Below are 14,262 nucleotides of genomic sequence, written 5' to 3'. Positions count from 1 at the left end.
AACCAGTGTAGTGGCCTCGGCTCAGTAGGCGCGCGCGGCCGCGGTGATCCGCCCGGAGTCGATGGCGGCTAGCAGGGAGTGCCGATCGGTGACGGTCTGATCGGCGTAGGACAGGCCGAATTCGCCCATCGCGCGATCGAATCGATCGTTGTTGCCGAGGTAGGCGGCGATGGCCACCCGGTCACCGGAGCGCGCGTGCGCGCGAGCCAGGACCGAGCCGCACAATTCGGCGTACCGGGCCAGCTCACGATGGGTCATGGTGCCGACCTCGGCGGATCCCTTCATGTCGCGCAACTGCCGCATGTAGAAGAAGCGGCCCGCCGGACCGGTCGCCCAGGCGAGGAAGACATCGCTGGCCGACTGCATGAGCCGCTGACCGACGACCACCCGGTGCCCCTGGTGGTGATACTTGCTCGGCTTCAGATGCGGCGCGAGCACCGAGGTCTCGGCCTCCTTCATCTGCAGGAACAGCGGCGCGCCCGACTCCTTGTCCATCATCAGCGCGATGAAACACCGGGTACCGACGCTGCCGACGCCGACCACCTTCATCGCCTGATCCACGAGGCGGTACCGGTCGAGCAGCACACGGCGCTCGTCGGGCAGGCTCCGGCGGAAGTCGGCGAAGACCTCCTTGATGATCTTGCCGTCGGCCAGCTCGATCGGCACCAGCAGCGGCGGCTGGCTCTTGATCCGCGGGACGCCGTCGGCGTCCGGCTCGGTGAGCTTGTTCAGCGCCTGCAGGCTGGTCTTGCTCCGCGCGGTGTCGACGGTCTTGTCGAATCGCTTGCGCGTCTTGGGTTTGCGGATCAGATCGGCGACCTGATCGGCGTCGACCCGCTCGTACCACACGGTCATGCTGTCGCATTCGGCGAGCATGTCCATCGCCTCGCGATACCCGCGCGCGGCGGCCTCGGCGGCGGTGGCGGCCCGATCGTCCTCGCAGCCGTTGTCGCGGGCGGCGACCGCGACGCTCGCGGCCAGGCGCTTGACATCCCATTCGAACGGGCCGGGCAGGGTCTCGTCGAAGTCGTTGACATCGAAGACGAGATTGCGCTCCGGCGAGGCGTAGAGACCGAAGTTCGACAGGTGGGCGTCACCGCAGAGCTGCACGGTCAGGCCGCTGTTCGCGCTCTGCGCCAGATCCGCCGCCATGATCGCGGGCGCGCCGCGCAGGAAGGTGAACGGCGACAGGCTCATCCGGGCGTACCTGATCGGCACCAGCTCCGGCACCCTGGACTCGGCCTGCCGCTCCAGAATCGTGACCGGATCCTCCCGATCCGGGCCCGCACCCCACTCCCCCAGCTCCGAGCGCGAGATCCGCTTGCGCGCCGCCTTCCCCTGTTCGACCGCTTCGTCCGCGAAGTCCTCCACCGTCTTGTTCGTCATCGAGCAAGTCTCGCGCTATCGGTGATCAACAGCAAGGATCCGCGCCGGGCCGGACCACAGCGGACGCCCGGCAAACCGCAGGGCCCGCTCGCGCGTGGCGAACGGGCCCCTCAGACGAACAGCGAGAACTTACGCGGTCTCGGTGATCGGGCGGTCGACCCAGCTCATCAGGCTGCGGAGCTTGGCGCCGGTGACCTCGATCGGGTGCTCGGCGTTGGCCTTGCGCAGACCCTCGAGCTCGGTGTTGCCGTTCTCGACGTTAGCGACCAGGCGGCGGGTGAACTCGCCGGACTGGATGTCGGCCAGGATCGCCTTCATGCGCTCCTTGGTGCCGGCGTCGATGACGCGCGGACCGGACAGGTAGCCACCGAACTCCGCGGTGTCGGACACCGAGTAGTTCATGCGCGCGATGCCGCCCTCGTACATCAGGTCGACGATCAGCTTCAGCTCGTGCAGCACCTCGAAGTAGGCCATCTCGGGGGCGTAGCCCGCCTCGACCATGACCTCGAAACCGGTCTTGACCAGTTCCTCGGTACCACCACAGAGGACGGCCTGCTCACCGAACAGGTCGGTCTCGGTCTCTTCCTTGAAGGTGGTCTTGATGACGCCGGCGCGGGTGCCGCCGATGCCCTTGGCGTAGGACAGCGCCAGCGCCTGGCCCTCGCCGGTCGGGTCCTGGTCCACGGCGATCAGGGCCGGGACGCCCTTGCCGTCGGCGAACTGACGACGCACCAGGTGGCCGGGGCCCTTCGGGGCGACCATCGCGACGGTGACGTTGGCCGGAGCCTTGATCAGACCGAAGTGGATGTTGAGGCCGTGGCCGAAGAACAGCGCGTCGCCGTCCTTCAGGTTCGGCTCGATGTCGTTGGTGAAGATCGACGCCTGGGCGGTGTCGGGCGCCAGCACCATGATCACGTCGGCCCACTCCGAAACCTCGGCGGGGGTGCCGACGGTCAGACCGGCCTCTTCGGCCTTCGGCCGCGACTTCGAACCCTCAGCGAGGCCGACGCGGACGTCGACGCCGGAGTCGCGCAGGCTCAGCGAGTGCGCGTGGCCCTGGCTGCCGTAGCCGATCACGGCGACCTTGCGGCCCTGGATGATCGACAGGTCAGCGTCGTCGTCGTAGAACATCTCGACTGCCACTGTGGAGTCCCTTCTGGATAATTTCTGGTGGGTAAAAGTTAGCGGGTGGCCGTGATCGACTTCGGACCGCGTCCGACTGCGACCACGCCCGACTGCACGATCTCGCGGATGCCGTAGGGCTCGACCATGCGCAGCAGGGCATCCAGCTTGGACCGGGTGCCGGTGGCCTCGATGGTCAGCGCGTCGGGCGACACGTCGATCACCTTGGCGCGGAACAACTGCACGGCCTCGATCACCTGGGTGCGCACCGACGCGTCGGCCCGCACCTTCACCAGGATCAGTTCGCGGGCCACCGAGGCGTCGGCGTCCTGCTCCACGATCTTGATGACGTTGATCAGCTTGTTGAGCTGCTTGGTGACCTGCTCGAGCGGCAGGTCGTCGACGGTCACGACGATCGTCATGCGCGAGATCTCGGGGATCTCGGTGCCGCCGACGGCCAGCGACTCGATATTGAAGCCACGGCGCGAGAACAGGCTCGCGACACGCGCCAGCACGCCCGGCTTGTCCTCGACGAGAACGCTCAGGGTGTGGGTGGTGCTCATTCCTGGGAACCCTTCTCGAAGGCCGCCTGCTCGCGCTCCATCGCCTCGTGGATGACGGCGGGCTCGGAGACCTGCTCGTCCTCGTCGAAGAGCGGGCGGATGCCGCGGGCGAACATGATCTCGTCGTTGCTGGTGCCCGCGGCGACCATCGGCCACACCTGGGCGTCCTTGCCGACGATGAAATCGATCACGACCGGGCGGTCGTTGATCGCCTGCGCCTGCCGGATCGCGGGCTCGACGTCCTCTTCCTTCTCCACGCGGATGCCGACGCAACCCAGCGCCTCGGCCAGCTTGACGAAGTCGGGGATCCGCAGGGTGTGCGTGCCGAGATCGGTGTTGGAGTAGCGCTGCTCGTAGAACAGGGTCTGCCACTGGCGGACCATGCCGAGGTTGCCGTTGTTGATCAGCGCGACCTTGATCGGCACGCCCTCCACGGCGCAGGTGGCCAGCTCCTGGTTGGTCATCTGGAAGCAGCCGTCACCGTCGACCGCCCAGACCTCCTTCTCCGGGGTGCCCATCTTGGCGCCCATGGCCGCGGGCACCGCGTAGCCCATGGTGCCGAGGCCACCGGAGTTCAGCCAGGTGCGCGGGTTCTCGTACTTGATGAACTGCGCGGCCCACATCTGGTGCTGACCGACGCCGGCGCAGTACACCGCGTCGGGACCGGCCAGCCGGCCCAGCGTCTCGATGACGAACTCCGGCGAGAGCGAACCGTCGCTCGGGGTCTTCCAGCCCAGCGGGTAGTTGTCGCGGATGCCGCTGAGGTAGCCCCACCACTCGGTGAGGTCGAGCAGCGGCGCGGCGCCGGACTGCGGATCGGCCTTGAGGGTCTCGATCAGCTCGACGATGACCTCACGCGCGTCGCCGACGATCGGGACGTCGGCGTGGCGGTTCTTACCGATCTCGGCCGGGTCGATGTCGGCGTGGATGACCCGCGCATCGGGCGCGAAGGAGTCCAGCTGACCGGTGACGCGGTCGTCGAAGCGGGCGCCGAGGGTGATCAGCAGGTCCGAGCGCTGCAGCGCGGCCACGGCGCCGACGGTGCCGTGCATGCCGGGCATGCCCATGTTCAGGGTGTGGCTGTCCGGGAACGCGCCCCGCGCCATCAGGGTGGTGACCACCGGGATGCCGGTCAGCTCGGCCAGCTCCAGCAGCTCGGCCGAGGCGTCGGACTTGATCACACCGCCGCCGACGTAGAGCACCGGCGCCTTGGACTCCAGGATCATCCTGGCGGCCTCGCGGACCTGCTTGCCGTGCGGCTTGGTGACCGGACGGTAGCCGGGCAGCCGCATCTCCGGCGGCCACGAGAACGTGGTCTGCGCCTGCAGGGCGTCCTTGGTGATGTCGACCAGGACGGCACCCGGGCGACCCGAGGCGGCGAGGTAGAACGCCTCGGCCAAGATGCGCGGGATGTCGATCGGGTCCTTGACCAGGAAGTTGTGCTTGGTGATCGGCATGGTGATGCCGGAGATGTCGGCTTCCTGGAACGCGTCGGTGCCGACCAGGCTCGACGGCACCTGACCGGTGATCGCCACGATCGGGACCGAGTCCATCTGGGCGTCCGCCAGCGGGGTCACCAGGTTGGTGGCGCCGGGGCCGGACGTGGCCATACACACACCGACCTTGCCCGAGGACTGCGCGTAGCCGGTCGCCGCGTGACCGGCGCCCTGCTCGTGGCGCACCAGGACGTGGCGGACCTTGGTGGAGTCGAAGAGCGGGTCGTAGACGGGAAGGACCGCGCCACCGGGAATGCCGAATACGGTGTCGACGTCGAGCTCTTCGAGGGACCGGACCACCGACTGGGCGCCGGTGACGCGCTCGGGCGCGACCTGGCGGCGGGTGGGGTTGGTCGCCGGGCTACCAGCGGCAGGCTGGTTCGCCGAAGGCGCTGACCTGCGGGCCGATGGCCCGGGTCGTGCGGTTGGTGCACTCACCGTCTACGTTCCTTACTTTGTCGTTCTGACCCCGGACAACACAGTTGTGCCTGACACGCGGTGTCTTGCGACCCGTCGCGCATCGGGTAATGCCCGAACACAAAAAAGCCCCCGACCAGCGCATGGCTGTTCGAGGGTGGCGCGTCGCAACGCGAGCTGACGTATTCGACTCAGGCAGTCAGGCTCAACGCTGGACGCGCCGGCCGAGTACGAGCAACTCGTTTCGATTCACGCACACGACGTTATGCGCGCGTGGACCGAAGAGTCAAACAGACTACTCTCGGCGTCCCATTATGTGGGACGTGAGTGGTTGCGTGGGTCCGTGTACCAGGATGCGAGGATAGGAGGGTGTCATCACCGCATCAGTCCGTGCCACCGGCTAAATCGTCCCACACCGCCGACGAGGGAACCGATACGGGTCGCCCCTCGCGACCCGGCGGTCTGCGCTCGGCGAGCCCGGGCAGGCTCGCGGCCATCGCCGCGGTGGTGCTCGCGTACCTGATCTTCGTCGTCGTCGGCACCGTGCAGGACTGGTCGCTCGGCCTGCGGATCGGCCTGATCGTGCCGACCGCGGTGATCGTCTGGCTGCTGGTCCCGCGCAGGCCGAGCACGCCGACGCCGGGCGTGTACGTCATCGGGGTACCGCGGCTGGCCTACATCGGCGTGCTGGTGCTCGCGTTCTGCGTGTTCTTCCCGTTCGTCGGCTGGCCCGCCGGGCTGTGGTGGCTGCTGCTGCTCCCGCTCGTCGCGATCTGGTGGGTCGTCCGGACGCACACCACGGTCTCCGATGCCGGGCTGGACCTGAGCTCCATGATCGGCAAGAAGCACCTCGACTGGGCGCAGGTCAAGGGCATCAGCATCCCCAAGCGCGGCGCGGTGAAGGCCCGGCTGGCCGACGACTCCGAGGTGCGGCTGCCCGCGGTGGGCTACGACCGGCTGCGTGAGCTGATCGACGCCTCCGGCGGCCGCCTGCCCGACGTGTTCGCCGCCGCCGAGCAGGCCGAGGCCGAGCGCGTCGCCGCCGAGCGGGCGGCCGAGAAGGCGAAGGCCGAGGAGGCCGACACCGAGGAGTGAGCGTTCGCTCGATCACTGTGGGAATCGGCACGGTGCGGCGCGCGGTTGCACCGGTAAGCTGACGGCACCGGGCACCCCGCGCCGACGGCACCACCGCGGCGACACCCTCCGGAGCGACACTCCCGCCTCGAGCCCGGTTCCATCACCTCCGCACGCACCACCGGCGCGACGCGACCAGCGCGCGCCGGAGTAACGTGCGGGGTTGCCGGACGCACCGCGCACTCGCTCTGTGCCGCGCAGGTCAGCCCCCTGCGCGCACGCTTGGACGCCCCCAGCGACACTACGAGGACTCCCCCATGCCACCGCTCCGCTCACGCACCACCACCATCGGCCGCAACGCCGCGGGCGCCCGCTCGCTCTGGCGCGCCACCGGAATGACCGACTCCGACTTCGGTAAGCCGATCGTCGCGATCGCGAACTCCTACACGCAGTTCGTGCCCGGTCACGTGCACCTCAAGAACATGGGCGACATCGTCGCCGAGGCCGTGCGCGCCGCCGGTGGCGTGCCGCGTGAGTTCCACACCATCGCCGTCGACGACGGCATCGCCATGGGCCACGGCGGCATGCTGTACTCGCTGCCCTCGCGCGAGATCATCGCCGACTCGGTCGAATACATGGCCAACGCGCACACCGCCGACGCGCTGGTCTGTATCTCCAACTGCGACAAGATCACTCCCGGCATGCTGAACGCCGCGATGCGGCTCAACATCCCGGCGGTGTTCGTCTCGGGCGGCCCGATGGAGGCAGGCAAGGCCGTGGTCGTCGACGGTGTCGCGCACGCGCCGCTGGACCTGGTGCACGCGATCTCGGCGAGCGCGAACCAGGCCGTGTCCGAGGAGGGCCTCGACGAGGTCGAGCGCTCGGCCTGCCCCACCTGCGGTTCGTGTTCGGGCATGTTCACCGCCAACTCGATGAACTGCCTCACCGAGGCGCTGGGCCTGGCCCTGCCGGGCAACGGCTCCACGCTGGCCACCCACTCCGCGCGCCGCGCGCTGTTCGAGCGGGCAGGCACCGTCATCGTCGACATCGCCAACCGCTGGTACCGCGAGGACGACGCCTCGGTGCTGCCGCGGAACGTGGCCAACGTCAAGGCCTTCCGCAACGCGATGGCCCTGGACGTGGCCATGGGCGGGTCAACGAACACCGTGCTGCACACCCTCGCCGCCGCGCAGGAGGGCGAGATCGACTTCGATCTGAGCACCATCGACGAGATCTCGCGCAAGGTGCCATGCCTGTCGAAGGTCTCGCCGAACTCCGACTACCACATGGAGGACGTGCACCGGGCCGGCGGCATCCCCGCCATCCTGGGTGAGCTGCGCCGCGGCGGCCTGCTCGAGACCGACGTGACCACCGTGCACACCGCCTCTTTCGAGGAATACCTCGACACCTGGGACATCCGCTCCGGCAAGGCCTCCGACGAGGCGTTCGAGCTGTTCCACGCCGCGCCCGGCGGCGTGCGCACGGTCGAGCCGTTCTCCACCAGCAACCGCTGGTCCTCGCTGGACACCGACGCCGCGGGCGGCTGCATCCGCGACGTCGAGCACGCCTACACCGTCGAGGGCGGGCTGTGTGTGCTGCGCGGCAACATCTCCCCGGACGGCGCGATCCTCAAGACCGCGGGCATCGACGAGGACCTGTTCACCTTCGAGGGCCCGGCCGTGGTGGTCGAGTCCCAGGAGGAGGCGGTCTCGATGATCCTGGGCAAGAAGATCCAGGCCGGTGACGTGATCGTGGTCCGCTACGAGGGCCCCTCCGGCGGCCCCGGCATGCAGGAGATGCTGCACCCGACCGCGTTCCTGAAGGGCGCCGGCCTGGGCAAGGTGTGCGCGCTGATCACCGACGGCCGCTTCTCCGGCGGCACCTCGGGCCTGTCGATCGGCCACATCTCCCCCGAGGCCGCCCAGGGCGGTGTGATCGGCCTGATCGAGAACGGCGACCGCATCCGCATCGACGTGCAGACCCGCGCGCTCGAGGTCCTGGTCTCCGACGAGGTGCTCGCCGAACGCCGCTCGAAGATGGAAGCTTCCGAGCGTCCGTGGCAGCCGGTGGACCGCGTCCGCCCGGTGACCACGGCACTGCGCGCCTACGCGGCCCTGGCCACCTCCGCCGACAAGGGCGCCGTCCGCAAGGTGCCCTAGCAGTCCCGCCTCCCCGGGAATTCTGGCCAGACTCGAGCGCGCCGCCGGTCGTTGACGCGACCGGCGGCGTGCTCGTTGGTTGGCTCAGCCGGTTCCCGGTGAGTTACCCATGTTCTCGCGAAATCGGGTGTTCCGGTGCTTACACGAGTGCGGGTTGGGTTGGCGGTGTGGCCGATTCCTCGTCCGTGCGCGACGGGATGAGGGCGGTGGCGATCAGGCCTAGCAGGACGAAGCCCGCGGCCAGGTAGCCGCCGAGGGTGATGCCGTCGGTCATCGCCGTGCGGCCCGCCTCGGCGACCTGCTGCGTCTCCGGGTGGGCGGCGAAGCCTTCGATCGCCGCGCCCGCGCTGCTGGTGACGGCGTGCGCGTACTGCTGTGCCTGGGCCTGGGGCAGGCCAGCGGCGGTGAGGTCGTCGTCGATCTGCGCGCTCAGCGTGGTGAAGAAGACGGTGGTGAGCACCGCGATGCCGAGCGCGGAACCCAGCTGCCGGAAGGCGCTCTGGATGCCGGAGGCCTGGCCGTTGTCGTTCTCGGGGATCTCGGCCAGCACCACATTGGTGACCTGGGCCGTGGCGAAGCCGACGCCGGCGCCGTACACGCACAGGATCAGCGAGATCGCCCACCAGGAACTGTCGGTGGCGGCGAAGAAGGCGAGCGCCGCCAGGCCGACGACCTCGAGCGCGAGGCCGAGCCGGACCATGTTCAGCGGTGACGCCTTGCCCGCCATGCCGAAGCTGGCGCCGCTGGCGATGAAACTGCCGATGGCGATCGGCACCAGCGCCAGCCCGGCCTGCACGGCGCTGTAGCCGAGGGTGAACTGCAGCCACAGCGGCAGGACCGCGACGATGCCGAACTCGCCGAGCCCGATGATCAGCGTGGCGATATTGCCGTTGCGGAACGAGGCCAACCGGAACAGGCTCAGGTCCATCAGCGCCTTGTCGGCATCGGGACCGCGGCGCAGCAGCACCTGGCGCACCACGAAACCGGCCAGCGCGAGCACACTCAGCACCAGTGCGACCAGCACCGGCGACGGCCCACCGCCCCAGGTGAAACCGCCGATCCCCAGCGGATGCACCGTGCTGATCCAGCCGTAGGTACGGCCTTCGACCAAGCCGAACGCGAGCAGCCCGAGGCCGAGTACCGACAGGATCGCGCCGAACACGTCGAGTCGCCCCGCGACCTTCGGGGAGGGCGCGATGCAGGCCAGCACACCGACCACGATCAGCACCGCCAGCGGCACATTGATCCCGAACGCCCAGCGCCACGACACGTGTTCGGCCAGCCAGCCGCCCAGCAGCGGACCGAGCGCGGCGGCGGCACCGATCGTCGAACCCCACACCGCGAACGCCTGACCCCGCGCTTTGCCGGTGAAGGTGGCATTGAGCAGGGCCAGTGAGGTCGGCAGGATCATCGCGGCGCCCGCGCCTTGCAAGAACCGGGCGACGATCAGCAGCCCGCCGCCGGGGGCCAGCCCGGCCAGGACGCTGGTCGCGCCGAACACGACCACACCGGCGACGAACACTCTGCGCGCCCCGACGATGTCGGCGATCCGCCCGACCACCAGCAGCAGCGCCGCGAACACGATCGCGTAGGACTCCTGAATCCATTGCGCCTCGGTCGAACCCGTCGCCAGATCTTCGATGATCGACGGGATGATCACGTTCACGATCGTGGTGTCGACCACGATCAGCGCGACGCCGAGGGCGATGGCGATCAAGCCGAGCCATCGGCGGATGGACGACTCTTGACTCATCGCATCTCCTATTTCCATGGTGGAATATTTCCATGGTCAAAGTAGATTGCGGGCAATAGGATGTCAACCGATGCGAAAGGAACCCATGACTCCCTCGGACGCCGGTACGCGGTATCAACGGATCCACGAGGGCCTGCGCGCCTACGGCGCGAACTACCGGGAATTCACCCACCGATTCGCGGCATGGCTCGGGTTGCACTCCACCGATGCCGAGGCGCTGATCGAGATCCTCACCGCGGAGGAACGTGGCGGAACTCTCTCACCCGCACGGCTGAGCGAGCGGATCTCGTTGTCCAACAGCGCGACCACCGCACTGCTGAACCGGCTCGAGAAGGCGGGTCACATCGTCCGCAGCCGCGAGCACGACGACCGGCGCATCGTCACCCTGCGCAGCACCCCCCGCATCCACGACCTGGCCGACGACTTCTTCGGACCACTCGGGGTGAAGGTGGAGGAGACGGTCATGGGGAGATACTCCCCCGCCGAGCTGCGGCGGTTCGAGGAATTCCTGGCCGATGTGCAGGTCACCATGACCGCTCACCTGGCCGAACCCGCACCGCCGCAGCCGTCCGGACTCAGTTGAACGGGCCGATGCCCGTCAGCGGGTTGCCGCCGTGGAGGAACAGGTAGCTGGCGATCGCGGCGGCGATGGCGAGCAGGACGACGGTGAAGGAGCCGTAGGCCGGGCGGGTGGCCCAGCCGCGGGCGCGGTCGAAGGACCAGCGGCCGGGGCCGGTGAGGATGATCGCCAGGGCGGCGCCGGCCAGGATCGAGTCGAGCTCGACGCCGGTGGGCGTGCCCGCGTTGTACTGGAAGCCGGCGATCATGCCCTGCTTCCACATCCAGGCGGTGAGGATCGTCGCCAGCACGGCGCCCGCGGCGAGCGGGGTGGCCAGGCCGAGCACGAGCAGGATGCCGCCGCCGAGTTCGCCGGCGATCACCAGGGCGGTCGACAGCGACGGGTAGTCCCAGCCGCCGTTCTCCATCATCGCCTTGGTGCCGTCGAGGCCGGGGCCGTGGAACCAGCCGGTGAGCTTCTGCAGCCCGTGGTAGATGAAGGTGTAGCCGACCACCAGGCGCAGCACGAACAGCCCGAGGTCGAGGGTGCCGCGGCGGGGCTCGCGGTTGCGGCGCTGCAGCCGGACCGTGCCCGCCGTGGCGGCGGCCGCGGGCGGGATCGACGCGTAGCCGTAGCCGTCGTCGCCACCGCCGGACGCCTGCGCGGCGCTCGCGCTCGGCACCTCGTCACCGGGGTCGAGGCCGAGGTCCTCGTCGGTGCGCGGAATGTCCTTGTGCAGATCCGGTTTCGGCATCTGCGTGGTGGGCGAATCGTACGGGCTGGTCACCGGGCGACCCGACGACGACGCCGGTGGTCCGGTCGGCGCCGGCCCGTCGGCGTGCGGTGTGTCATTCGACTTGTCGGTCACCGCCTCACCCTATGACGTGCCGACTCGGTGTGCCGGTCTTCCCCGGAACAGGCGTGTCAGCCCCACTCGGCTGCCGGTAACGTCTGTGCCATGAGTTCGGTATTCGCGGGCCGCGTGGCGATCGGGTTGGCACTGGGCACCGTCTTGGTCGCCGGGTGCGCCCGGTTCGACGAGTCGGCGTCGAGCCCGTTCACCACCGAGCCGTCGCTGGGTGGGTCCAATGTGGAGCCGAAGAAGCCGCAGGATTCGCCGTCGCAGGTACCGCGGCCGACCGGGCCGTGCATCGATCCCGACCCGAATGTCATCGCGACCTGCATGGATTCGGCCGCCGGGCTGATCCCGGTCGGCGACGGCGCGCTGGTGGCGGAGCGGCGCACCGGCCGCATCCTGCGGGTGACCCCGGTGGACGCGAGCACCCCGCAGGAGCCGCCGGTGGAGGTCGCGAGCGTGCCGGTCGACGGTTCCGGTGATGGCGGCATCTCCGACATCGTGCTCTCGCCCACCTTCGGCGAGGACGGGCTGATGTACGCCTACATCACCACCGGCAGCGACAACCGGGTGGTCCGGCTGTCCAGCAACGGTGGCGCACCCAAGGAGATCCTGACCGGAATCCCGAAGGGCGCCACCGGGAATCGCGGCGCCATCGAATGGGCGACGCCCACCCAGCTGCTCGTCCTCACCGGCGACGCGGGAAATCCCGGCGCGGCGGCCGATCCCGGCTCACTCGGCGGCAAGGTGCTGCGCCTCGAGTCGCCGTCCTCCGGCGCCAACAGCCCGCAGGTGGTGGCCTCGGGTCTCGGCACGGCGGGCGATCTGTGCCGCGACGGCAAGAACGGCATGTGGGTCACCGACCGCACGGCCGCCGAGGACCGGCTGCAGCATCTGAGCACCGAGGGCACCCTGACCGTCTCGTGGACCTGGCCGGACCGGCCGGGTGTCGGCGGATGCACGGCCACCGGTGACGGTGTCGCGGTGGCCCTGTCCGAGGGCAAGGCGCTGGCCGCGATCGCCGCCGACCCCAACACCTACGCCGTCACCACCGCGCCCACACTGATCGCCCAGGACAAGTACGGCAAGCTGCTCGGCGCCACCGCCGCCTCCGACGGCAGCGTCTGGGTGACCACGATCAACAAGGCCGATGGCACCCCGGGCGAATTCGACGACCGCGTCGTGCGCATCCCACCGCCGCAGGGCGGAGCGGGCGGGCCCGACTAGGAGATCGGCGGGCACTGATCTCGCTCGCACATGGGTAACTCACCGGGTATGGGCGAACCCGGTTCGCTGGATCTCCGCCGGCCGCCGACGGAGATCCAGCGGCACCTGAGCCTGGCCTAGAGTTCCGGGGAGGCGGGCTGGCAGGCGGCGAGGACCAGTTCGCGGACCTTGGCCGCGTCGGCCTGGCCACGGGTGGCCTTCATGACGTCGCCGACGATCTTGCCCGCCGCCTGGACCTTGCCGGAGCGGATCTTCTCGGCGATGTCGGGGTTGGCGGCCAGCGCCTTCTCGACCTCGACCTGCAGGGCGGAGTCGTCGCTGACCATGCCGAGGCCCTTGGCCTCGACGATCGCGGCGGGCTCGCCCTCGCCCGCGAGGACGAAGTCGACGACCTGCTTGGCGACCTTGTTGTTGACGGTCTTGGCCTCGACCAGCGCGATCACCGCGGCCACCTGCGCGGGCGTGATCGGCAGCTCGGCGAGGGCGACCTCGCGTTCCTTGGCCTTCTCGGTCAGGTAGGCGACCCACCACGACCGCGCCTCGTTCGCGGGGGCGCCCGCCTCGACGGTGGCGATGATCAGGTCGAGGGCGCCCGCGTTGACGAGGTCGCGCATGACCTCGTCGGACAGCCCCCAGTCGGCCTGGATCCGGGCGCGCACCAGCCACGGGTACTCGGGGATGGTGGCGCGCAGTTCCTCGACCCACTCAGCGGCGGGCGCGACCGGCTCGAGGTCCGGCTCCGGGAAGTAGCGGTAGTCCTCGGCGGTCTCCTTGCGGCGACCGGCGGAGGTGGAGCCGTCGGCTTCGTTGAAGTGCCTGGTCTCCTGGACGATCTCGCCGCCGTCGGTGAGCACGGCCGCCTGCCTGCGCATCTCGTAGCGCACCGCGACCTCGACGCTCTTGAGCGAGTTCACGTTCTTGGTCTCGGTGCGGGTACCGAACTCCTTCGCGCCCACCGGCATCAGCGACACGTTGGCGTCGCAGCGCAGCGAGCCCTGCTCCATCTTCACGTCCGAGACGTTGAGCGAGCGCAGCACCTCGCGCAGCGCGGTGACGTACGCGCGGGCCACCTCGGGCGCGCGCTCACCGGCGCCGGTGATCGGCTTGGTGACGATCTCGATCAGCGGCACACCGGCGCGGTTGAAGTCGAGCAGCGAGTGGCTGGCGCCGTGGATCCGGCCGGTCGCGCCGCCCACGTGCAGCGACTTGCCGGTGTCCTCCTCCATGTGGGCGCGCTCGATGTCGACCCGGAAGGTGGAGCCGTCGTCGAGCACCACGTCGAGGAAGCCGTCGGTGGCGATCGGCTCGTCGTACTGGCTGATCTGGTAGTTCTTCGGCTGATCGGGGTAGAAGTAGTTCTTGCGCGCGAACCGGCCCCACGGGGTGATCGAACAGTTCAGCGCGAGACCGATCCGGATGGCCGACTCGACGGCCTTCTCGTTGACCACCGGCAGCGAGCCGGGCAGGCCGAGGCATACCGGGCACACCTGCGTATTGGGGTCGGCGCCGAACTCGGTGGGGCAACCGCAGAACATCTTGGTCGCCGTGGACAACTCGACGTGGACCTCCATGCCGAGCACCGGCTCGTACCGGGAGATGACATCGGCGTAGTCCATCAACTCGACCGTGGGTGCGCTCATAGCTGTCTAT

11 protein-coding genes are annotated in these 14,262 nt (G+C 69.2%); 4 read left to right on the top strand and 7 right to left on the bottom strand.

Translation table 11 applies throughout. From position 1 onward, the window contains the following. Window positions 1-21: 21 nt before the first annotated feature. From AB0H54_RS09350 to AB0H54_RS09335, 4 genes are all read right to left on the bottom strand, one after another. The gene (locus tag AB0H54_RS09350; protein WP_357344071.1) at window positions 22-1,386 is read right to left on the bottom strand and encodes a DUF2252 domain-containing protein; all 1,365 of its coding nucleotides are present in this window, start codon (window positions 1,384-1,386) and stop codon (window positions 22-24) included. Window positions 1,387-1,515: 129 nt separating this feature from the next. Continuing rightward, entirely contained in the window at window positions 1,516-2,517 is a 1,002-nt protein-coding gene (gene ilvC, locus AB0H54_RS09345) for a ketol-acid reductoisomerase (protein ID WP_355282871.1), read from the bottom strand. A 50-nt stretch (window positions 2,518-2,567) separates the two neighbouring features. Then, the gene (ilvN, locus tag AB0H54_RS09340; protein ID WP_019048314.1) at window positions 2,568-3,071 is read right to left on the bottom strand and encodes an acetolactate synthase small subunit; all 504 of its coding nucleotides are present in this window, start codon (window positions 3,069-3,071) and stop codon (window positions 2,568-2,570) included. Next, window positions 3,068-5,005 carry an acetolactate synthase large subunit gene (locus tag AB0H54_RS09335; RefSeq protein ID WP_357344069.1) on the bottom strand — a complete coding sequence of 646 codons (1,938 nt, stop codon included), beginning with the start codon at window positions 5,003-5,005 and terminating at the stop codon, window positions 3,068-3,070. Before AB0H54_RS09335 ends, ilvN begins: the two co-directional genes overlap by 4 nt. A 348-nt stretch (window positions 5,006-5,353) precedes the next feature. On the opposite strand from AB0H54_RS09335, the gene AB0H54_RS09330 reads away from it, so the two are divergent. Together AB0H54_RS09330 and ilvD are read left to right on the top strand one after the other, a co-directional pair. Next, the gene (locus tag AB0H54_RS09330) at window positions 5,354-6,079 is read left to right on the top strand and encodes a PH domain-containing protein (protein WP_357344066.1); all 726 of its coding nucleotides are present in this window, start codon (window positions 5,354-5,356) and stop codon (window positions 6,077-6,079) included. A 296-nt stretch (window positions 6,080-6,375) separates the two neighbouring features. Next, window positions 6,376-8,217 carry a dihydroxy-acid dehydratase gene (ilvD, locus tag AB0H54_RS09325; RefSeq protein ID WP_355282738.1) on the top strand — a complete coding sequence of 614 codons (1,842 nt, stop codon included), beginning with the start codon at window positions 6,376-6,378 and terminating at the stop codon, window positions 8,215-8,217. 139 nt (window positions 8,218-8,356) lie between these two features. Here the strand turns inward: ilvD and AB0H54_RS09320 are convergent, their stop codons facing one another. Beyond that, window positions 8,357-9,970, bottom strand: coding sequence for a DHA2 family efflux MFS transporter permease subunit (locus AB0H54_RS09320; protein WP_357344064.1), 1,614 nt, complete (start codon window positions 9,968-9,970; stop codon window positions 8,357-8,359). Window positions 9,971-10,055: 85 nt separating this feature from the next. Here AB0H54_RS09320 and AB0H54_RS09315 point away from each other — a divergent pair, with 85 nt between their 5' ends. Then, window positions 10,056-10,553 (top strand): MarR family transcriptional regulator, encoded by a 498-nt coding sequence (locus tag AB0H54_RS09315; protein ID WP_357344062.1) that lies wholly within the window; start codon window positions 10,056-10,058, stop codon window positions 10,551-10,553. On the opposite strand, the gene AB0H54_RS09310 is transcribed toward AB0H54_RS09315, so the two are convergent. Continuing rightward, window positions 10,546-11,397: a DoxX family protein gene (locus AB0H54_RS09310; RefSeq protein WP_357344060.1), complete on the bottom strand. Its 852-nt coding sequence runs from the start codon at window positions 11,395-11,397 to the stop codon at window positions 10,546-10,548. The genes AB0H54_RS09315 and AB0H54_RS09310 overlap by 8 nt on opposite strands. Window positions 11,398-11,487: 90 nt before the next feature. Here AB0H54_RS09310 and AB0H54_RS09305 point away from each other — a divergent pair, with 90 nt between their 5' ends. Further along, on the top strand, window positions 11,488-12,612 hold the full coding sequence (locus AB0H54_RS09305) for a PQQ-dependent sugar dehydrogenase (protein WP_355282726.1): 1,125 nt from the start codon (window positions 11,488-11,490) through the stop codon (window positions 12,610-12,612). 116 nt (window positions 12,613-12,728) lie between these two features. On the opposite strand, the gene gatB is transcribed toward AB0H54_RS09305, so the two are convergent. After that, window positions 12,729-14,252: an Asp-tRNA(Asn)/Glu-tRNA(Gln) amidotransferase subunit GatB gene (gatB, locus tag AB0H54_RS09300; RefSeq protein WP_357344058.1), complete on the bottom strand. Its 1,524-nt coding sequence runs from the start codon at window positions 14,250-14,252 to the stop codon at window positions 12,729-12,731. Between the last annotated feature and the right edge of the window lie 10 nt (window positions 14,253-14,262).

This window comes from Nocardia sp. NPDC050718 (assembly GCF_040654235.1).
Lineage (GTDB): Bacteria > Actinomycetota > Actinomycetes > Mycobacteriales > Mycobacteriaceae > Nocardia.
This window is presented reverse-complemented; position numbering and strand designations above follow the sequence as displayed.

Bases quoted from the DNA above. Each gene is read 5' to 3' on its own strand.
- AB0H54_RS09305 (WP_355282726.1), top strand. From the start codon at position 11,488: ATGAGTTCGGTATTCGCGGGCCGCGTGGCGATCGGGTTGGCACTGGGC.
- ilvN (WP_019048314.1), bottom strand. From the start codon at position 3,071: ATGAGCACCACCCACACCCTGAGCGTTCTCGTCGAGGACAAGCCGGGC.
- AB0H54_RS09350 (WP_357344071.1), bottom strand. From the start codon at position 1,386: ATGACGAACAAGACGGTGGAGGACTTCGCGGACGAAGCGGTCGAACAG.
- gatB (WP_357344058.1), bottom strand. From the start codon at position 14,252: ATGAGCGCACCCACGGTCGAGTTGATGGACTACGCCGATGTCATCTCC.
- AB0H54_RS09320 (WP_357344064.1), bottom strand. From the start codon at position 9,970: ATGAGTCAAGAGTCGTCCATCCGCCGATGGCTCGGCTTGATCGCCATC.
- ilvD (WP_355282738.1), top strand. From the start codon at position 6,376: ATGCCACCGCTCCGCTCACGCACCACCACCATCGGCCGCAACGCCGCG.
- ilvC (WP_355282871.1), bottom strand. From the start codon at position 2,517: ATGTTCTACGACGACGACGCTGACCTGTCGATCATCCAGGGCCGCAAG.
- AB0H54_RS09315 (WP_357344062.1), top strand. From the start codon at position 10,056: ATGACTCCCTCGGACGCCGGTACGCGGTATCAACGGATCCACGAGGGC.